The 19,847-nt window shown below is 61.5% G+C and carries 19 protein-coding genes; 18 read left to right on the forward strand and 1 reads right to left on the reverse strand.

The features are described from left to right. Window positions 1-36: 36 nt before the first annotated feature. The 17 genes from RHEC894_RS07940 (at window position 37) to RHEC894_RS08020 (ending at window position 17,922) form a co-directional block, all read left to right on the forward strand. The gene (locus RHEC894_RS07940; RefSeq protein ID WP_085736871.1) at window positions 37-1,227 is read left to right on the forward strand and encodes an NADH-quinone oxidoreductase subunit D; all 1,191 of its coding nucleotides are present in this window, start codon (window positions 37-39) and stop codon (window positions 1,225-1,227) included. Beyond that, complete coding sequence (locus RHEC894_RS07945) at window positions 1,227-1,499, forward strand: hypothetical protein (RefSeq protein ID WP_010068055.1); 273 nt, start codon at window positions 1,227-1,229, stop codon at window positions 1,497-1,499. The genes RHEC894_RS07940 and RHEC894_RS07945 overlap by 1 nt, the downstream gene beginning before the upstream one ends. A gap of 16 nt (window positions 1,500-1,515) precedes the next feature. Beyond that, complete coding sequence (locus RHEC894_RS07950; protein WP_085736872.1) at window positions 1,516-2,673, forward strand: NADH-quinone oxidoreductase subunit E; 1,158 nt, start codon at window positions 1,516-1,518, stop codon at window positions 2,671-2,673. Window positions 2,674-2,683: 10 nt separating this feature from the next. Further along, window positions 2,684-3,988 (forward strand): NADH-quinone oxidoreductase subunit NuoF, encoded by a 1,305-nt coding sequence (gene nuoF / locus RHEC894_RS07955; protein WP_003558451.1) that lies wholly within the window; start codon window positions 2,684-2,686, stop codon window positions 3,986-3,988. A gap of 2 nt (window positions 3,989-3,990) precedes the next feature. Further along, window positions 3,991-4,677: a 5' DNA nuclease gene (locus RHEC894_RS07960; protein WP_085736873.1), complete on the forward strand. Its 687-nt coding sequence runs from the start codon at window positions 3,991-3,993 to the stop codon at window positions 4,675-4,677. A gap of 224 nt (window positions 4,678-4,901) precedes the next feature. Continuing rightward, window positions 4,902-6,983: an NADH-quinone oxidoreductase subunit NuoG gene (gene nuoG, locus RHEC894_RS07965; protein ID WP_085736874.1), complete on the forward strand. Its 2,082-nt coding sequence runs from the start codon at window positions 4,902-4,904 to the stop codon at window positions 6,981-6,983. 12 nt (window positions 6,984-6,995) lie between these two features. Further along, window positions 6,996-8,039 carry an NADH-quinone oxidoreductase subunit NuoH gene (gene nuoH / locus RHEC894_RS07970; RefSeq protein ID WP_085736875.1) on the forward strand — a complete coding sequence of 348 codons (1,044 nt, stop codon included), beginning with the start codon at window positions 6,996-6,998 and terminating at the stop codon, window positions 8,037-8,039. 40 nt (window positions 8,040-8,079) lie between these two features. Then, window positions 8,080-8,571, forward strand: a complete 492-nt coding sequence (gene nuoI, locus RHEC894_RS07975; protein WP_003587270.1) for an NADH-quinone oxidoreductase subunit NuoI — start codon at window positions 8,080-8,082, stop codon at window positions 8,569-8,571. 141 nt (window positions 8,572-8,712) lie between these two features. Continuing rightward, window positions 8,713-9,327, forward strand: a complete 615-nt coding sequence (locus RHEC894_RS07980; RefSeq protein WP_085736876.1) for an NADH-quinone oxidoreductase subunit J — start codon at window positions 8,713-8,715, stop codon at window positions 9,325-9,327. Between the two features lie 22 nt (window positions 9,328-9,349). Further along, a complete protein-coding gene (nuoK, locus tag RHEC894_RS07985; RefSeq protein ID WP_010066755.1) occupies window positions 9,350-9,658 on the forward strand; it encodes an NADH-quinone oxidoreductase subunit NuoK in 309 nt (102 codons plus the stop codon). A 7-nt stretch (window positions 9,659-9,665) separates the two neighbouring features. Beyond that, entirely contained in the window at window positions 9,666-11,666 is a 2,001-nt protein-coding gene (nuoL, locus tag RHEC894_RS07990) for an NADH-quinone oxidoreductase subunit L (RefSeq protein WP_085736877.1), read from the forward strand. Beyond that, entirely contained in the window at window positions 11,666-13,177 is a 1,512-nt protein-coding gene (locus tag RHEC894_RS07995; RefSeq protein ID WP_085736878.1) for an NADH-quinone oxidoreductase subunit M, read from the forward strand. Before nuoL ends, RHEC894_RS07995 begins: the two co-directional genes overlap by 1 nt. Before the next feature lie 18 nt (window positions 13,178-13,195). Further along, on the forward strand, window positions 13,196-14,641 hold the full coding sequence (nuoN, locus tag RHEC894_RS08000) for an NADH-quinone oxidoreductase subunit NuoN (protein WP_085736879.1): 1,446 nt from the start codon (window positions 13,196-13,198) through the stop codon (window positions 14,639-14,641). Then, window positions 14,641-15,405, forward strand: coding sequence for a biotin--[acetyl-CoA-carboxylase] ligase (locus RHEC894_RS08005; RefSeq protein WP_085736880.1), 765 nt, complete (start codon window positions 14,641-14,643; stop codon window positions 15,403-15,405). Before nuoN ends, RHEC894_RS08005 begins: the two co-directional genes overlap by 1 nt. 17 nt (window positions 15,406-15,422) lie before the next feature. Continuing rightward, window positions 15,423-17,093, forward strand: a complete 1,671-nt coding sequence (locus tag RHEC894_RS08010; RefSeq protein ID WP_085736881.1) for a ribonuclease J — start codon at window positions 15,423-15,425, stop codon at window positions 17,091-17,093. A gap of 2 nt (window positions 17,094-17,095) precedes the next feature. Further along, on the forward strand, window positions 17,096-17,500 hold the full coding sequence (gene mce / locus RHEC894_RS08015; RefSeq protein ID WP_010069320.1) for a methylmalonyl-CoA epimerase: 405 nt from the start codon (window positions 17,096-17,098) through the stop codon (window positions 17,498-17,500). A gap of 146 nt (window positions 17,501-17,646) precedes the next feature. Then, window positions 17,647-17,922: a DUF1467 family protein gene (locus tag RHEC894_RS08020; protein ID WP_010069321.1), complete on the forward strand. Its 276-nt coding sequence runs from the start codon at window positions 17,647-17,649 to the stop codon at window positions 17,920-17,922. 316 nt (window positions 17,923-18,238) lie between these two features. Here RHEC894_RS08020 and RHEC894_RS32900 read toward each other — a convergent pair whose 3' ends face one another. Continuing rightward, the gene (locus RHEC894_RS32900) at window positions 18,239-18,514 is read right to left on the reverse strand and encodes a hypothetical protein (RefSeq protein ID WP_164517654.1); all 276 of its coding nucleotides are present in this window, start codon (window positions 18,512-18,514) and stop codon (window positions 18,239-18,241) included. Here RHEC894_RS32900 and proS point away from each other — a divergent pair. Further along, on the forward strand, window positions 18,513-19,835 hold the full coding sequence (gene proS / locus RHEC894_RS08025; protein WP_085736882.1) for a proline--tRNA ligase: 1,323 nt from the start codon (window positions 18,513-18,515) through the stop codon (window positions 19,833-19,835). The two genes, RHEC894_RS32900 and proS, sit on opposite strands and share 2 nt — an antisense overlap. Window positions 19,836-19,847: the final 12 nt, after the last annotated feature.

Genomic DNA, 19,847 nt, shown 5'->3' on the forward strand with positions numbered 1-19,847 from the left:
CATTCACTGGTTATCTGAGAACGCGAGCGCATCGCCATGACCGAACATAACGTCCGCAACTTCAACATCAATTTCGGACCGCAGCATCCGGCGGCGCACGGCGTTCTTCGTCTTGTCCTGGAGCTTGACGGCGAAATTGTGGAGCGGGTTGATCCGCATATCGGCCTGCTGCATCGCGGCACCGAGAAGCTGATCGAGACCAAGACCTATCTGCAGGCCGTGCCCTATTTCGATCGCCTCGACTATGTCGCGCCGATGAACCAGGAGCATGCCTATGCGATGGCGGTGGAAAAGCTGCTCGGCATCGAGATCCCGATCCGCGGCCAGTTGATCCGCGTTCTCTATTCGGAGATCGGCCGCATCCTCTCACATCTCCTGAACGTCACGACGCAGGCTATGGACGTGGGCGCGCTGACGCCGCCGCTCTGGGGCTTCGAAGAGCGTGAAAAGCTGATGGTGTTCTACGAGCGCGCCAGCGGCTCGCGCATGCACGCCGCCTATGTTCGTCCGGGCGGCGTCCATCAGGACCTGCCGGAACAGTTGGTGCAGGATATCGGCGACTGGTGCGATCCTTTCCTGAAGGCGCTCGACGACATCGACAATCTGTTGACCGGCAACCGCATCTTCAAGCAGCGCAACGTCGATATCGGCGTCGTCTCGCTGGAGGATTGCTGGGCCTGGGGCTTCTCCGGTGTCATGGTGCGCGGTTCGGGTGCGGCCTGGGATCTGCGCCGCGCCCAGCCCTACGAATGTTATTCCGATCTCGAATTCGACATTCCGATCGGCAAGAACGGCGACAACTACGACCGTTATCTGATCCGCATGATCGAGATGCGCCAATCGGTGCGCATCATGAAGCAATGCGTCAATCGCCTGCTGTCGGATGCCAAGACCGGTCCCTATTCGTCGATCGACGGCAAGGTCGTACCGCCGAAGCGCGGCGAGATGAAGCGCTCGATGGAAGCGCTGATCCACCACTTCAAGCTCTATACCGAAGGCTACCACGTGCCGGCCGGCGAAGTTTACGCCGCCGTCGAGGCGCCGAAGGGCGAGTTCGGAGTCTATCTCGTCTCCGACGGCACCAACAAGCCCTATCGCTGCAAGATCCGCGCTCCGGGTTACGCCCATCTGCAGGCGATGGACTTCATGTGCCGCGGCCATCAGCTTGCCGACGTCGCAGCCGTTCTCGGCTCGCTCGACATCGTCTTCGGCGAGGTGGACCGCTGATGCAGCGTCTGCCGCTTGCCGTCGCACTCCTTCTTGCGGCATCCGGGGTTTCGGCTCAGGAGGCCGATACCCTCGGTACGCCGCTCGGCCATAAGGAAGTGACGCCGCCGGCGGCGCAAACGTCCATGGGCGATCTTTTGTCCAAGGGCTATCAGATCAAGGCTGCCATTCCGAATGGCAGCAAATTCGTCGTATTTATGCAGAAAGACCAGTCGGCCTATGCCTGCGAAATGCAGTCTTTGACCGCTTCGCGGTGTGGAACCCTAAACTGATAAGGCGTGAGGAAGAATGTCCGTTCGTCGATTAGCCGAAGATCAATTTCAGCCTGCCGCATTCGCTTTCAGCGATGAAAATGCGGTCTGGGCGGACAAGACGATCCAGAAATACCCCGCCGGCCGCCAGCAATCGGCGGTCATCCCGCTGTTGATGCGGGCGCAGGAGCAGGACGGCTGGGTCACGCGCGCGGCGATCGAAAAGATCGCCGACATGCTCGACATGGCCTATATCAGAGTGCTCGAGGTCGCGACCTTCTATACGCAGTTCCAGCTGCATCCCGTCGGCACCCGCGCCCATGTCCAGGTCTGCGGCACCACGCCCTGCATGCTGCGCGGCTCGGAAGCGCTGATGTCGGTCTGCAAGAGCAAGATCCATGCCCATGCCTTCGAGCGCAATGCCGAGGGCACGCTGTCCTGGGAAGAGGTCGAATGTCTTGGCGCCTGCGTCAACGCCCCGATGGTGATGATCGGCAAGGACACCTATGAGGACCTGACCCCCGAGCGCCTCGAAGAGATCATCGATACCTTTGCCGCCGGAAACGGCGCCAGCATCAAGCCGGGCACCCAGATCGATCGCATATTCTCGGCACCCGAAGGCGGCCTGACCTCGCTGACGACGGAAGAGCCGAAGGCAAAGACACGCGCCAAGAAGACCGATGCCGAAACTATTTCTGCCCCGGTCGACGCCGCCCCGGTTCCGCCGTCGGAGGCCGCCCGCCCGAAGAGCACTGATGCCGAGACCAATGCTGCCTTGAAGACGCCGGCAACGGCGCCGAAGGCCGCTGCCAAGAATGCCAAGGCCGCCGAGCAGCAGCCGATATCAGGCACTGCGGCTGCCGAACCGGCGCCCGTCAAGGCCGAAGCCGCCCCGGCGGCAAAGCCTGCGCTGACCGACAAGAACCGTCCGTCCGGCATCGAAAAGCCCGCCGCGCCGGACGATCTTAAGATGATCTCGGGCGTCGGCCCGAAGATCGAGGCGACGCTGAACGAAATCGGCATCTTCACCTTCTCGCAGGTCGCGAGCTGGAAGAAGGCCGAACGCGAATGGGTCGACGGCTACCTGAACTTCCGCGGCCGCATCGAGCGAGACGACTGGGTCAAGCAGGCCAAGGCGCTCGCCAAGGGCGGCGAAGCGGAATATATCAAGGTCTTCGGCAAGAAGCCGCGGTAAGAGGTGAAGCATGTTACAAGATAAAGACCGCATCTTTACCAACATATACGGCCTCAAGGACAAGTCCCTGAAGGGCGCGATGAGCCGCGGCCACTGGGACGGCACCAAGCAGATCCTCGAAAAGGGCCGCGACTGGATCATCAACGAGATGAAGGCATCGGGTCTGCGCGGTCGCGGCGGCGCCGGCTTCCCGACGGGCCTTAAATGGTCCTTCATGCCGAAGGAAAGCGACGGCCGCCCGCATTACCTCGTCGTCAATGCCGACGAATCGGAGCCCGGAACCTGCAAGGACCGCGACATCATGCGCCACGATCCGCATACGCTGATCGAAGGCTGCGTCGTCGCGAGTTTCGCCATGGGCGCGAATGCCGCCTACATCTACGTGCGCGGTGAATATATCCGCGAGCGTGAGGCGCTGCAGGCGGCGATCGACGAGTGCTACGACTACGGCCTGCTCGGCAAGAACAACAAGCTTGGCTGGGACATGGACATTTTCGTCCATCACGGCGCCGGCGCCTATATCTGCGGCGAGGAAACCGCGCTGCTCGAAAGCCTGGAAGGCAAGAAGGGCCAGCCGCGCCTGAAGCCGCCATTCCCGGCCAATATGGGCCTCTACGGCTGCCCGACGACCGTCAACAACGTCGAATCGATTGCCGTTGCCCCAACCATCCTGCGCCGCGGCGCCGGCTGGTTCTCGGCCATCGGCCGTCCGAACAATGTCGGCACCAAGCTCTTCATGCTCTCCGGCCACGTCAACAAGCCATGCACGGTCGAAGAGGAAATGGGCATCACCTTCCGCGAGCTGGTCGACCGCCATGCTGGCGGCATCCGCGGCGGCTGGGACAATCTGCTCGCCGTCATTCCGGGCGGCGCATCCTGCCCGATCGTTCCGGCCAAGGACATTATCGACTGCCCGATGGATTTCGACGGCCTGCGCGGCGTCGGCTCCTCCTTCGGCACGGCCGCCGCGATCGTCATGGACAAGTCCACCGACGTCATCAAGGCGATCGCCCGCATCTCCGCGTTCTTCAAGCATGAGAGCTGCGGCCAGTGCACGCCCTGCCGCGAAGGCACCGGCTGGATGTGGCGCGTGATGGAGCGCATGGCCAAGGGCAATGCCCAGAAGCGCGAAATCGACATGCTGTTCCAGGTGACGAAACAAATCGAAGGCCACACCATCTGCGCGCTCGGCGACGCCGCCGCATGGCCGGTGCAGGGTCTGATCCGTAACTTCCGTCCCGAGATCGAAAAGCGCATCGACCAGTATACGGCAAGCGCCCTCGATCACGGCGCGGTTCTGGAGGCGGCTGAATAATCATGGCGGACAAGGCATCTCAGGCGAGGATTCTCGCCGAAGGCAGGAAGAAGGAAGAGGCAGCCGATTTCGCGGCCGGCTTTGGCCGGCTTGCTGCCGAGATGCTGGAAAATGCGCGGGCAATGCCGGTGCATCCGCTGATGGCGCAACCCGCTGCAGCCTTTGCCGCCGCGACCGCGATCGGCTTCGGTTTGTCGACCCAGATGGCGGGCGCCTTTTTCGGCGCCTTCCAGAGCGCGCTGGAAACGACCGGCAAGCTCGCCGCCGCCCTCGACGATACGCCGCCGGATACGCTGGCGCCCGACGTCGAGATCCGGCCGGAGAATATTCGCCCGCCCGTCAAGGCTGACGCCAGGCCGGCGGCCGAGAAGAGGGCAGGGCCGAGGCTGACAGTCGTCAGGCCGGTCAGCGAGCCGGCGCCGGCAAACCAGCCGCAGCCCGCCGTCAAGGCCAAGCCGGTTGTACGGACCAGAAAGGCCGACGATCTCAAGCTGATCGCCGGCATCGGGCCGAAACTCGAGCAGGTGCTGAACGGCAAGGGCATTCGCAGCTTCGCCGAGATTGCCGCCTGGAGCGACGAGGAAATCGTCAAGCTCGATGCCGAACTCGGTTTCAACGGCCGCATCGGCCGCGACGACTGGACTGGCCAGGCGAAAGTTCTGGCAGGACGGGGCCGTAGAAAGAAATGAACTGTCCGGCCGGATCAATCGGCCGGAAATAAGGGCAGATCGGCGGACGGGCGGGGGCCTCAAGCTGCAGATGCCGGTGCGGGTTCCGGACCTGGAACGCGCGATAGAGAATTTGGGCGACATCCACTGTCGGCAGGACGAAAGATCCGGCTTGGCAATGAGACTGTTGCAAAAATAGGTTTGTTTGCCGTCATCAGGCAAACGGGAAACAGGACTGAGCGACGATGGCAAAACTGAAGATTGACGGCAACGAGATCGAAGTTCCGGATCATTTCACGCTGTTGCAGGCGTGCGAGGATGCCGGCGCCGAGGTTCCGCGCTTCTGCTTCCACGAGCGCCTGTCGGTTGCCGGCAACTGCCGCATGTGCCTTGTCGAAGTGAAGGGCGGCCCGCCGAAGCCGCAGGCTTCCTGCGCCATGAGCGTACGCGACATCCGCGGCGGCCCGAACGGCGAACTGCCCGAGGTCTTCACCAACACCCCGATGGTCAAGAAGGCCCGCGAAGGTGTGATGGAATTCCTGCTGATCAACCATCCGCTCGATTGCCCGATCTGCGACCAGGGCGGCGAATGCGACCTGCAGGACCAGGCGATGGCCTTCGGCATCGACACCTCGCGCTATCAGGAAGACAAGCGCGCCGTCGAAGACAAATATATCGGCCCGCTGGTCAAGACGGTGATGAACCGCTGCATCCACTGCACGCGCTGCGTCCGCTTCACCACCGAAGTCGCCGGCATTTCCGAACTCGGCCTGATCGGCCGCGGCGAGGATGCCGAAATCACCACCTATCTCGAGCAGGCGATGACCTCCGAGCTGCAGGGCAACGTCGTCGACCTTTGCCCGGTCGGCGCGCTCACCTCCAAGCCCTTCGCCTTCACCGCCCGTCCGTGGGAATTGAACAAGACCGAATCGATCGACGTCATGGATGCCGTCGGTTCGGCGATCCGTGTCGACACCCGCGGCCGTGAGGTCATGCGCGTCCTGCCGCGTGTCAACGAGGCGATCAACGAAGAGTGGATTTCCGACAAGAGCCGTTTCATCTGGGACGGCCTGAAGACCCAGCGCCTCGACCGGCCTTATGTCCGCCGCGACGGCCGCCTGCAGCCGGCGACCTGGGCCGAAGCCTTCGGCGCGATCAAGGCCGCCGTCGGCGCCACCTCGGGTGACAAGATCGGTGCGATCGCGGGCGACCTCGCTTCGGTCGAGGAAATGTATGCGCTCTCCGAACTGGTGAAGTCGCTGGGATCGACCAATCTCGACTGTCGCCAGGATGGGACGGCACTCGATCCGTCGCTCGGCCGCGCCAGCTACCTCTTCAACCCGACGATATCAGGCATCGACCAGGCCGACGCGCTGCTGATTATCGGCGCCAATCCGCGCTTCGAGGCGGCGATCCTCAACGCCCGCATCCGCAAGCGCTGGCGCCGCGGCAAGTTCCCGATCGGCGTGATCGGCGAGCCGGGCGAACTGCGTTACAGCTATGATTACCTCGGCAGCGGTCCCGACACGCTGAAGGATCTGGTCGATGGCGGCCACGCCTTCGCCGACGTCTTGAAGAACGCCGCCAAGCCGATGATCATCATCGGCCAGGGCGCGCTGTCGCGCACCGATGGCGCCGGCGTTCTCGCCAGTGCCGCCAAGCTTGCCGGTTCGGTCGGCGCTGTTGCCGAAGGCTGGAACGGCTTTGCCGTCCTTCATACCGCAGCGTCCCGCGTCGGCGGCCTCGACCTCGGCTTCGTGCCGGGTGCTGCGGGCGTCAACGCCGCCGAAATGCTGACGGCAATGGATGTGCTCTTCCTGCTCGGTGCCGACGAACTCGACTTCACCGCCAAGAAGGCCAAGCTCACCGTCTATATCGGTTCGCACGGCGATAACGGCGCGCACCATGCCGACGTCATCCTGCCGGCCGCAGCCTATACCGAAAAGTCCGGCACCTGGGTCAACACCGAAGGCCGCGTCCAGATGGGCAGCCGCGCAGGCTTTGCGCCGGGTGACGCCCGCGAGGACTGGGCAATCATCCGCGCCCTTTCCGACGTGCTCGGCAAGAAGCTTCCCTTCGATTCGCTGAGCGAATTGCGCGTCCGGCTCTATGCCGCTTTCCCGCATTTCGCCGCCATCGACGAGATCGCCGAAACCGATAGCGCCCAAATTGCCGCAGTCGCGAAAAAAGCCGGCAAGATGAACAAGTCAGGGTTTGCGTCGCCGGTGAAAGACTTCTATTTGACGAACCCGATCGCGCGCGCCTCGGCTGTCATGGCCGAGTGCTCGGCATTGGCCCGCAACAACTTCAAAGTCGCGGCAGAGTAAGGGCAGGGGACTATGGATTCTTTCTTTTCGACCTATGTCTGGCCGGCGATCATCATGATCGGTCAGTCGCTGCTGCTTCTCGTTTGCCTGCTCGTCTTCATCGCCTACGTGCTGCTCGCCGACCGCAAAATCTGGGCGGCCGTGCAGTTGCGCCGCGGCCCGAACGTCGTCGGCCCCTTCGGCCTGTTCCAGTCCTTTGCCGACCTTCTGAAGTTCGTCTTCAAGGAGCCTATCATTCCGGCCGGCGCCAACAAGGCGGTGTTCCTGCTGGCCCCGCTGGTAACCGTGCTGCTGGCGCTGTCCACCTGGGCGGTGGTGCCGCTCGCCGACGGATGGGTGATCGCCAACATCAATGTCGGCATCCTCTATATCTTCGCGATCTCCTCGCTTGAGGTCTACGGCATCATCATGGGCGGCTGGGCTTCGAATTCGAAGTATCCGTTCCTCGGTGCGCTGCGCTCGGCGGCGCAGATGGTCTCCTATGAAGTCTCGATCGGCTTCGTCATCGTCACCGTGCTTCTCTGCGTCGGTTCGCTGAACCTGACCGATATCGTCAATGCCCAGCATACCGGCCTCGGCACCATGCTCGGCCTGCCGGCGTCGTTCCTCGACTGGCACTGGCTGTCGCTGTTCCCGATGTTCATCATCTTCTTCATTTCGGCGCTTGCCGAGACGAACCGTCCGCCGTTCGACCTTCCGGAAGCCGAATCGGAACTCGTCGCCGGCTTCATGGTCGAATATGGCTCCTCGCCATACATGATGTTCATGCTCGGCGAATATGCGGCCGTCTGCCTGATGTGCTCGCTGACGACGATCCTGTTCCTCGGCGGCTGGCTGCCTCCGGTCGATATCTGGATCCTCAACTGGGTTCCCGGCATCATCTGGTTCATGCTGAAGGCCTGCTTCGTGTTCTTCATGTTCGCGATGGTCAAGGCTTTCGTCCCGCGCTACCGCTACGACCAGCTCATGCGCCTCGGCTGGAAGGTCTTCCTGCCGCTGTCGCTCGCCATGGTCATCATCGTTGCATTCGTGCTGAAGCTGATGGGTTGGGCATGATGATGCCAGCTCTCGTTTCCGGCAAAATTGGAGGTTGAAGATGGGAAGCTTGTCCAGCTCCATCAGCTCGCTATTCCTCAAGGAATTCTTCGGCGCGTTCTTTCTGTCGATGCGCTATTTCTTCCGCCAGAAGGCGACGATCAACTATCCCTTCGAAAAGGGTCCGGTCTCCCCGCGCTTCCGCGGCGAGCACGCGCTGCGCCGTTATCCGAACGGCGAGGAACGCTGCATCGCCTGCAAGCTCTGCGAGGCGATCTGTCCTGCCCAGGCGATCACCATCGAGGCCGGTCCGCGCCGCAACGACGGCACGCGCCGCACGGTGCGCTACGACATCGACATGGTGAAGTGCATCTATTGCGGCTTCTGCCAGGAAGCCTGCCCGGTCGACGCGATCGTCGAAGGCCCGAATTTCGAATTTGCGACGGAAACCCGCGAAGAGCTCTATTTCGACAAGGCGCGCCTTCTCGATAACGGCGACCGGTGGGAGCGCGAAATCGCCCGCAACATCGCGATCGATTCGCCGTACCGCTGATTGGGTTTTGAGATGCCGCGATGGAGCTCTGCTGCTCCCGTCGCGGTCAATATGCACAGGAGCTTTGCCGGTCAGCCGCGCAAGGCTCTATCGGGCAGAAAAACTCCCGGCTGCCCGGGGGAAGATGAAAAAGGCACCAACATGGGTCTGCAGGCTCTATTTTTCTATCTTTTCGCCTTTGTCGCGATAGCGTCGGCGTTCATGGTCATCTGGGCAAAGAACCCGGTTCACTCGGTTCTGTTCCTGATCCTGGTGTTCTTCAACGCGGCCGGCCTCTTCCTGCTGGCGGGTGCCGAATTCCTGGCAATGATCCTGCTCGTCGTCTATGTCGGCGCCGTTGCCGTTCTCTTCCTCTTCGTGGTGATGATGCTCGACATCGACTTCACCGAATTGCGGGCAGGGGTTCTCGAATATGCGCCGATCGGCGGGCTGATCGGGATCATTCTCGCCGCCGAGCTGATCGTCGTCATCGGCGGTAGCGTCATCTCGCCTGAGATCGCCAAGTCGGTCGCCATGCCGATCCCTGCGCTGACCGAACGCACCAATACCGCCGCCCTCGGCGACGTGCTCTATACCAACTACGTCTATTTCTTCGAGATCGCCGGTCTGGTGCTGCTGGTCGCGATGATCGGCGCGATCGTGCTGACGCTCCGGCACCGCACCAATATCAAGCGGCAGAATATCCCGAGGCAGGTTGCCCGCACGCCCGCCACCGCCGTCGAGGTGGTTTCGGTCAAGCCCGGGCAGGGCGTCTAAGGCAGGTCAAGGAACAAAGAACATGGTCATCGGACTTTCCCACTACCTGACGGTCAGCGCCATCCTCTTCACGCTCGGCGTCTTCGGCATCTTCCTGAACCGGAAGAACGTCATCGTCATCCTGATGTCGGTCGAACTGATTCTGCTTGCCGTCAACATCAACATGGTCGCCTTCTCCCACTTCCTGAACGACATCGTCGGCCAGGTCTTCGCGCTGTTCATTCTGACGGTGGCGGCTGCCGAAGCGGCGATCGGTCTTGCAATTCTCGTTGTCTTCTACCGCAACCGCGGCTCGATCGCGGTCGAAGACGTCAATATGATGAAGGGCTGAGTGGCTCATGTTCCTCTATAAGGCTATCGTCTTTCTTCCCTTGATCGGTGCGATCGTCGCCGGCCTTTTCGGCCGCGCCATCGGCGCCAAGGCTTCGGAATATCTCACCAGCGGCCTGATGATCATCGCCGCCATCCTGTCCTGGATCGTCTTCTTCAACGTCGGCCTGGGCCACGTCGAAGGCGGCCCGATCAAGGTCGAGGTGCTGCGCTGGATCCAGTCCGGCGGCATCGACGTCTCCTGGTCGCTGCGCGTGGATACGCTGACCTCCGTCATGCTGATCGTCGTCAACACGGTCTCGACGCTGGTGCATATCTATTCGATCGGTTACATGCACACCGATCCGCATCGTCCGCGCTTCTTCGCCTATCTCTCCCTCTTCACCTTCGCCATGCTGATGCTGGTGACCGCCGACAACCTCGCCCAGATGTTCTTCGGCTGGGAAGGCGTCGGTCTCGCCTCCTATCTCTTGATCGGCTTCTGGTTCAAGAAGCCGTCGGCAACCGCTGCGGCGATGAAGGCCTTCATCGTCAACCGCGTCGGCGACTTCGGCTTCGTGCTCGGCATTGCCGGCGTCTTCGTGCTGTTCGGCGCGATCAACTTCGACACGATCTTCGCCAATGCCTCGAACTTCGCCCCGCATGAAGGCGGCGGCGAGGCGAGCGAAGTGATTCTCAACCTCTTCGGCATGCAGCTCGACAAGGCGCACGCGCTGACCGGCGTCTGCCTGCTGCTCTTCATGGGCGCGATGGGCAAGTCGGCGCAGTTCCTGCTGCACACCTGGCTGCCGGATGCGATGGAAGGCCCGACCCCGGTCTCGGCCCTCATCCATGCCGCGACCATGGTCACCGCCGGCGTCTTCCTCGTCGCCCGCATGTCGCCGCTGTTCGAACTGTCGCATGATGCGCTTACGGTCGTCACCGTCATCGGCGCGATCACCGCCTTCTTCGCGGCAACCGTCGGCCTCGTGCAGAACGACATCAAGCGCGTCATCGCCTATTCCACCTGCTCGCAGCTCGGCTACATGTTCGTGGCGCTCGGGGTAGGGGCCTATGGCGCGGCGATCTTCCATCTCTTCACGCATGCCTTCTTCAAGGCGCTGCTCTTCCTCTGCGCCGGCTCGGTCATCCACGCCGTCGATGGCGAGCAGGACATGCGCTACATGGGTGGCCTGCGGCCGCACATCAAGGTGACGTTCTGGATGATGATCATCGGCACGCTGGCAATCACCGGCGTCGGCATTCCCTTCACGCCGATCGGCTTTGCCGGCTTCTTCTCCAAGGACGTGATCATCGAGGCGACCTATGCATCGCATTCGCCGGTCTCGGGCTTCGCCTTCTCGCTGCTGGTCATTGCGGCTCTGTTCACCAGCTTCTATTCCTGGCGCCTGATCTTCATGACCTTCTTCGGCAAGCCGCGCGCTTCGCATGAGGTGATGCATCACGTCCATGAATCGCCGCAGGTCATGCTGGTTCCGCTCTACATCCTCGCCATCGGCGCGGTCGTGGCCGGCTTCCTGTTCGAAGGCCGGTTCTACGGCGAGGAATATGCCGAGTTCTGGAAGGGCGCACTGTTTACCGGTGCCGAAAACGAACTGGTCGAACAGTTCCACCACGTGCCGGCGCTCGTGGGCCTGAGCCCCTTCATCGCCATGGTGCTCGGTTTCGTCACCGCATGGTACATGTATATCCGCTCGCCGCAGACGCCGCGCGTCCTCGCCAAGCAGCACCGCGTGCTCTACCACTTCCTGCTCAACAAGTGGTATTTCGACGAACTTTACGACTTCCTCTTCGTCCGCACGGCCAAGGCGCTCGGTCGCTTCCTGTGGAAGAAGGGTGATGTCGGCGTCATCGACACCTACGGCCCGAACGGCGTTGCCGCCCGCGTCGTCTCCGTCACCGACCGCGTCGTCCGCCTGCAGACCGGTTACCTCTATCACTATGCCTTCGCCATGCTGATCGGCATTGCGGCGCTTGTTACCTGGATGATGCTCGGGAGTTCCTTCTGATGACCGATTGGCCTATTCTTTCAACGGTCACCTTCCTGCCGCTCGCCGGCGTGGTGCTCCTGCTCTTGATGAATGGCGACAGCGAAACCGGCCGGAAGAACGTGCTGGGAATCTCGCTGATCACCACCGTCTTCACCTTCATCGTCTCGCTCGTCATCTGGATCGGCTTCGACAATGCCAATCCGGGCTTCCAGATGGTCGAAAAGCATGACTGGCTCGGCACCGGCATCGGTTACCACGTCGGCGTCGACGGCATCTCCATGCTGTTCGTCATCCTGACGACCTTCCTCATGCCCTTCTGCGTGCTGGCCAGCTGGCTCTCGATCGAGAAGCGCCTGAAGGAATACATGGTCGCCTTCCTCATCCTCGAAACGATGATGATCGGCGTCTTCGTCTCGCTCGATATCGTGCTCTTCTACGTCTTCTTCGAGGCGGGCCTCATTCCGATGTTCCTGATCATCGGCGTCTGGGGCGGCAAGGACCGCGTCTATGCGAGCTACAAGTTCTTCCTCTATACGCTGCTCGGCTCGGTGCTGATGCTGCTCGCCATCATGGCGATGTACTGGCAGGCCGGCACGACCGACATCACTGCGCTGCTTGCCTACAAGTTCCCGCCGGCGCTGCAGACCTGGTTATGGCTCGCCTTCTTCGCATCGTTTGCCGTGAAGATGCCGATGTGGCCGGTTCATACCTGGCTTCCGGATGCGCACGTTCAGGCGCCGACGGCAGGCTCGGTGATTCTGGCTGGCGTGCTCCTGAAGCTCGGCGGCTACGGCCTCATCCGCTTCTCGCTCGGCATGTTCCCTGTGGCGTCCGATTATTTCGCGCCGCTCGTCTTCGCCATGTCTGTCATCGCTATCATCTACACCTCGCTGGTGGCGATGATGCAGGACGATATCAAGAAGCTGATCGCCTATTCATCGGTGGCGCACATGGGCTACGTGACCATGGGCATTTTTGCCGCCAACATGCAGGGTGTCCAGGGTTCGATCTTCCAGATGCTGTCGCACGGCATCGTCTCCGGCGCGCTCTTCCTCTGCGTGGGTGTCGTCTACGACCGCACCCACACCCGCGAGATCAACGCCTATGGCGGCCTCGTCAACAACATGCCGAAATATGCCGTCGCGATGATGGTCTTCACCATGGCCAATGTCGGGCTTCCCGGCACGTCGGGCTTCATTGGCGAATTCCTGACGCTGATGGGTGTTTTCCGGGTCAATACCTGGGTCGCGCTCTTTGCCGCCACCGGTGTCATCCTCTCGGCCGCCTACGCACTCTGGCTCTATCGCCGGGTGATCTTCGGCGCGCTGGAGAAGGAAAAGCTGAAGGCGCTGCTCGATCTTTCGCCACGTGAACAGCTGATCCTCTATCCGCTGGTCGCACTGACCATCTTCTTCGGCGTTTACCCGGCTCCGGTCTTCGATGCGACGGCCGCCTCGGTGGATCTGCTGGTCAACAACTACACGGCCGCCGTGCACGCAGCGCAGAATATTGCGCTGTCTATGAATTGATGACGGGACTTATCGGACATGACCGCTGAAACAATTCTCCTCAGTCTGCATCTTTCCGCGCCGGAGCTCATCCTCGCGGTCGGCGCCCTTGTCCTGTTGATGGTCGGCGTCTTCTCAGGCGAGCGGTCGGGCCTTGTCGTCACCGGCCTCACCATCGTCCTACTGCTGGCCTCCGGCCTGTGGCTGCTCTTCGTGCCCGCGGAAGGTCTTGCCTATGGCGGCGTCTATATGGCCGACGGCTTCTCCCGCTTCATGAAGCTGGTGGCGCTCATCGGTTCGCTGGTCGCCCTGTTCATGACGATGGGCCACGCTCGCGAGAACCAGCTCGACAAGTTCGAGTTCCCGGTTCTGCTGGTGCTGGCGACCCTCGGCATCCTGCTGATGATCTCGGCCAACGACCTGATCTCGCTCTATCTCGCGCTGGAACTGCAGTCGCTGGCGCTCTATGTCGTCGCCGCGATCAACCGCGACAGCCTGAAGTCGACCGAAGCCGGCCTGAAATATTTCGTCCTCGGCGCGCTGTCCTCCGGCATGCTGCTCTACGGCATGTCGCTGGTCTACGGCTTCACCGGCCACACCCACTTCTCCGAGATCGCCCAGGCGCTTTCGGTCGAGGGCGCGCGTTCGCTCGGCCTGATCTTCGGCCTGGTCTTCATCCTCGCCGGCATCGCCTTCAAGATCTCCGCCGTTCCCTTCCACATGTGGACGCCTGATGTTTATGAAGGCGCGCCGACGCCCGTCACCGCCTTCCTGGCCGCAGCCCCCAAGGTTGCCGCCATGGCGATGATGACCCGCATCGTCATCACTGCCTTCCAGCCGGTTCTCGCCGACTGGCAGCAGGTCGTGGTCTTCATCTCGATCGCCTCGATGCTGCTCGGCTCGTTCGCCGCAATCGGCCAGAAAAACATCAAGCGACTGATGGCCTATTCGTCGATCGGTCACATGGGCTATGCGCTGGTCGGCCTTGCCGCCGGCAACCAGACCGGTGTTTCCGGCGTCATGCTTTACATGGTCATCTATATGGTCATGACCCTCGGCACCTTCGCGATCATCATGTCGATGCGCCGCAAGGACGGCACCGTCGTCGAAAACGTCGACGATCTCGCCGGCCTCTCCACGACCAGCCCGTTCATGGCCGTGGTGCTGACGGCGCTGATGTTCTCGCTCGCCGGCATCCCGCCGCTGGCAGGCTTCTTTGCCAAGTACTTCGTTTTCGTCGCTGCTATCGAAGCCAAGCTTTATGCGCTCGCCATCATCGGCGTTCTCGCCTCGGTCGTCGGCGCCTACTACTATCTGCGCGTCATCAAGCTGATGTGGTTCGATGAGGCGACCGGCGAATTCGCCCGGGTTTCCGGCGCGCTGCGTCTGGTCTTCGGTCTCTCCGGCCTCTTCGTCACCGCCTATGTCCTTATCGGCGGCCCGATCGGCGGTGCGGCAGAGCTTGCCGCCGCGACGCTGTTTTAATGGCTTCCGACGGACGGCGCCGGATATCGCTCGGCGATTTCAGGCACGATGCTCTGTCGGAAACATCGTCCACCAATAACGAATGCCTTGCCCGGGCCCGGGCAGGCGATGGCGGCAATCTCTGGGTAACCGCCGAACGACAGACCGGCGGCCGCGGCCGCCGCGGCAGGCTTTGGGTTTCCGAACGCGGCAATCTTTACGCCTCTCTTCTGCTGATCGACCCGGCACCGATGGAGCGCCTCAGCTCTCTGCCGCTCGCAATCGCAGTTGCCGTGCACCAAGCGATCCGCCGGGTGCTGCCGCTGGGCGCCGAGCCGCTCGAGGTCAAATGGCCCAACGATATCCTCATCGGCCGAAAGAAGACCTGCGGCATCCTCGTCGAAGGCGAAAGGCTGGCGGACGGCCGCTACGCGCTGATCGTCGGCATCGGCATCAATGTCTCGGTCATGCCGGATAATCCGCTCTACCCTGCCACTTGCCTGCGTCAGCAGGGAAGTACGGCCTCTCCGGAGGAGCTCTTCGCCCATCTCTTCGCGGAGATGGCGGAAGTGCTTGAAATATGGGATCAGGGCCGCGGCATCGGCGAGATCACTGCGCTCTGGCGCGCGATCGCCTGCGGCATCGGCGAAAAGATCACGGTGAATTTGCCGGACCGATCGATTTCCGGCCAATTCGCCGGAATTGATGATAATGGCTTGTTGATGCTCGATACCGGCACTGGCAGGATGATGCCCATTGCTGCCGGTGATGTGTTTTTTGGATAGCGGAAAAAACGAAAATTATGGCGAAACAGGACGAGTTGGTATTCCTGCCTCTGGGCGGCGTTGGCGAGATCGGCATGAATCTCGCTCTTTATGGCTACGGCCCGCCCGAGCATCGCCAATGGATCATGGTCGATTGCGGCGTCACTTTTCCCGGCCCGGACCTGCCGGGCGTCGACCTCGTGCTGCCCGATATCCGCTTCCTCGCCAGCGAGCGCAAGAACCTCAAGGCGATCATCATCACCCATGCGCATGAAGATCATTATGGTGCGCTCGCCGATCTCTGGCCGGGGCTCAACGTACCGGTCTATGCCTCGGGCTTTACCGCTGGTCTGCTCGAAGCCAAGCGTAATTTCGAGAAGGCGACGATCGTCGAAGTGCCGGTAACGCCGTTCAAGGCAGGCGATACGATCAATGCCGGCCCCTTCAGCATCGAGGGTGTCGCCGTCAACCATTCGATCCCCGAGCCGATGTCGCTGATGATCCGCACGCCGGCCGGCAACGTTATCCACACCGGCGACTGGAAGATCGACCACGAGCCCTCGCTCGGGCCGCTGACCGATGAGACGCGGTTCCGCCAGTTGGGCGACGAAGGCGTGCTGGCGCTGATGTGCGATTCCACCAATGCGCTGCGCGACGGTGTTTCGCCCTCCGAGAAGGATGTGTCGGAAAGCCTGCGCAAGATCATCGAGGATGCCGAGGGCCGGGTGGCGATCACCACCTTCTCGTCGAATGTCGGGCGTATCCGCACCATCGCCGAGGCTGCCGAGGCGGCAGGCCGCGAAGTGCTGCTGCTTGGCAGTTCGCTGAAGCGTGTCGTCAACGTCGCTCAGGACATCGGCCTGATGGAAGGCGTGAAGCCTTTCATCGCTGAGGAGGAATACGGCTATATCCCGCGCGACAAGGTCGTCGTCATCCTGACCGGCAGCCAGGGCGAGGCACGCGCAGCCCTTGCCAAGCTCTCCCGCGACGAGATGCGCAATGTGGCATTTGCCGCAGGCGATATCGTCGTCTTTTCCTCGCGCGCCATCCCCGGCAACGAGAAGGCGATCCAGGATATCAAGAACGGCCTCGTCGAGCAGGGCGTGCATATCATCACCGACACCGAAGCCCTGGTCCATGTTTCCGGCCATCCGCGCCGCAACGAGTTGCAGCGGATGTACGAGTGGACGCGGCCGAAGATCGTCGTTCCCGTGCATGGCGAGGCGACGCACCTGACGGCGCACAAGGAGCTTGCCGAGCAATCCGGCATTGCGATCGTGCCGCGTGTGCGCAACGGCGATATCCTGCGGCTGGCGCCCGGTCCCGTCGAGGTGATCGGCGAGGCGCCGCATGGCCGGATCTATAAGGACGGCTCGCTGATCGGCGATTTCGACGAGATGGGCATCGGCGAACGCAAGAAGCTTTCCTATGTCGGCCATGTCGCGGTCAACGTCGTGCTCGACGCCCGTTATGACATCGTCGGTGATCCCGATCTCGTTGCGATCGGCCTGCCTGTTTATGACGACGAGGGCGAGGAGATGGAAGATACGCTCTTCGACGCGGCGATCAGCGCCATCGAAAGCATTCCGCGCGCCCGTCGCAAGGATCTGGACATGCTGCAGGAGGCCGTGCGCCGGGCCATCCGTTCGGCCGCCAACCACGCCTGGGGCAAGAAGCCCGTCGTCACCGCCTTCGTCACCAAGGTCTGACCATGCTCGGCCGGGTCAACCATATCGCCATCGCCGTTCCCGATCTGGCGGTGGCGACGGCCGCCTACCGCGACACGCTGGGGGCTGCCGTATCGCAGCCGCAGCCTCTGCCGGAGCACGGCGTCACGGTCGTCTTCGTCGAATTGGAAAACACCAAGGTCGAATTGCTCGAGCCGCTTGGGCAGGCCTCGCCGATCGCAGCCTTCCTCGAAAAGAACCCGTCCGGCGGCATGCACCACATCTGCTACGAGGTGGACGATATCATTCTCGCCCGTGACCGGCTGGTCGAGGCGGGCGCCAGAGTGCTCGGCGACGGCAAGCCGAAGACCGGTGCGCATGGCAAGCCGGTGCTCTTTCTGCACCCCAAGGATTTCTTCGGCACGCTGATCGAACTCGAACAGGTTTGAGCGGTCTAACTGCGGCAGAGTGACCCGAAGGCGGCGAAATGTTTCGTACGCTTTGAATTGGCCGCCGTTCCGCCGTATAAGGGCGCCCAACTCAAAATGACAGAACGTCTTTCGCGTCCTGTCGGCGCGACACCAACGGGACTCATATGCTCGAAATCTTTCTTCAGGGACTTGCCGTCTACTTCATCATCTGGTGGATGACGCTTTTCGCTGTCCTGCCGATCGGGCTGCGCACCCAGGCGGAAGACAATGATGTCGTGCTCGGCACCATTCCGAGCGCGCCCAGCCGGTTTCGCGCTGCCTTCGTCTTTTCGCTGACGACGGTGATTTCGGCGGTGATCTACGGCCTCTGGTATGTCTGCGACACCTATTTCGGCTGGGGCTTCGATGCCCTTCCACAACTCGGGCCGAGCTTCTATTGAAGGCTGGCTTTTGCTCAAACTTTGGGCAGATGTAAATTCGGCAGGCGGTATACCGTCATACCAATGTCATGCTTTACGGCAAAGAGCTCACGTAACGGAATGGGGCTCATCTCCTAACGGAAGGCGGATGGGTTCTTGAGTGGGTTTAGGGGCCGAAAAATCAAAAAAAAACAAGGCTAAAAGCCTTGTTTTAAGTATCGCGTGATCTGTAACCGTTGCCGGGGCTGCGACGAGCGCGCCTAAGATCTGATCCTCCCAAGACTTGACCGCGAATTCGGCAAGAATTTATCCTTCTTGCCTGTTTTGTGAGCTAAAGCTAGCTCAAACATTGGGCTTTGTCATCAGCTTTTTTTGCATTTTTGCTACACCCTAGCAAATTTTTTCTGTTGACAAGATTTTCGTTCAAGTCCTTATAAACACGCGCTTTTTCATGCCCTGTCATTTTGCGGGTGCGAACATGCGCATGCGGGAGGTTGCCGACACCAGTTGCGGGTTTCCTTCCCGCCGCGAAGCGGCTATGAACGCTCCCGACATTAACCATTGTCTTTCGATTCCGCCTGTTGCGGGATCCAACCGCCTCGGAATCCGCCATGCGTCTGTCCCGCTATTTCATGCCCATCCTCAAGGAAAACCCCAAAGAGGCGGAAATCGTCTCCCACCGGCTGATGCTGCGCGCCGGCATGATCCGCCAGCAGTCGCAGGGCATTTATTCCTGGCTGCCCTTGGGTAAGAAGGTTCTCGACAAGGTCAACAATATTATCCGCGAGGAGCAGAACCGCGCCGGCGCCATCGAGCTTTCGATGCCGACCCTGCAGTCGGCCGAGCTCTGGCAGGAAAGCGGCCGTTACGATGCCTACGGCAAGGAGATGCTGCGCATCAAGGACCGTCAGGATCGGCCGATGCTGTATGGTCCCACCAACGAGGAGATGGTGACGGATATTTTCCGCTCCTCCGTCAAGTCCTATAAGGACCTGCCGCTCAACCTCTATCACATCCAGCTGAAGTTCCGCGACGAGATCCGGCCGCGCTTCGGCACCATGCGCTCGCGCGAATTCATGATGAAGGATGCCTATTCCTTCGATCTGACGCGCGAAGGGGCGGAGCATTCCTATAACAAGATGTTCGCCGCCTACCTCAGAACCTTCGATCGGCTTGGCCTGCGCGCCATTCCGATGCGCGCCGATACCGGCCCGATCGGCGGCAATCTCAGCCATGAATTCATCATCCTCGCCGATACCGGCGAATCCGAAGTCTTCTGCCATAAGGACTTCGTCGGCTTCGATACCCCCGGCGAAAACACCGATTTCGACAGCGTCGAAGGCCTGCAGGCGATCTTCGAAAAGTGGACCTCGCTCTATGCGGCGACGTCGGAAATGCACGACGAGGCAGCTTTCAACGCCGTTCCCGAAGGCGACCGCCTTTCGGCCCGCGGCATCGAGGTCGGCCACATCTTCTATTTCGGCACGAAATATTCCGAGCCGATGGGCGCGAAAGTGCAGGGGCCTGACGGCAAGGAGCACTTCGTCCACATGGGTTCCTACGGTATCGGCCCGACACGCCTTGTTCCCGCCATCATCGAAGCATCGCATGATGAGAACGGAATCATCTGGCCGGCATCGGTCGCGCCCTTTGATGTCGTGGTGATCAACATGAAGGCGGGCGATCAGGCCTGCGACGATACTTGCGAGCTGATCTATGCCGCGCTGAGCAAGGCCGGCAAGGATGTGCTCTATGACGATACCGACGACCGGGCCGGCACGAAATTCGCGACCGCCGACCTGATTGGGGTGCCTTTCCAGATCATCGCCGGCCCGCGCGCGGTCGCCAACGGCGAGGTCGAGGTGAAGGACCGCAAGACCGGCGCGCGCGAAACGATGACCATCGAAGCGGCGATCAACAGGTTCGTGGCTTAAGGAAACGGAGGC

Source organism: Rhizobium sp. CIAT894, assembly GCF_000172795.2.
Classification (GTDB): Bacteria; Pseudomonadota; Alphaproteobacteria; order Rhizobiales; family Rhizobiaceae; genus Rhizobium.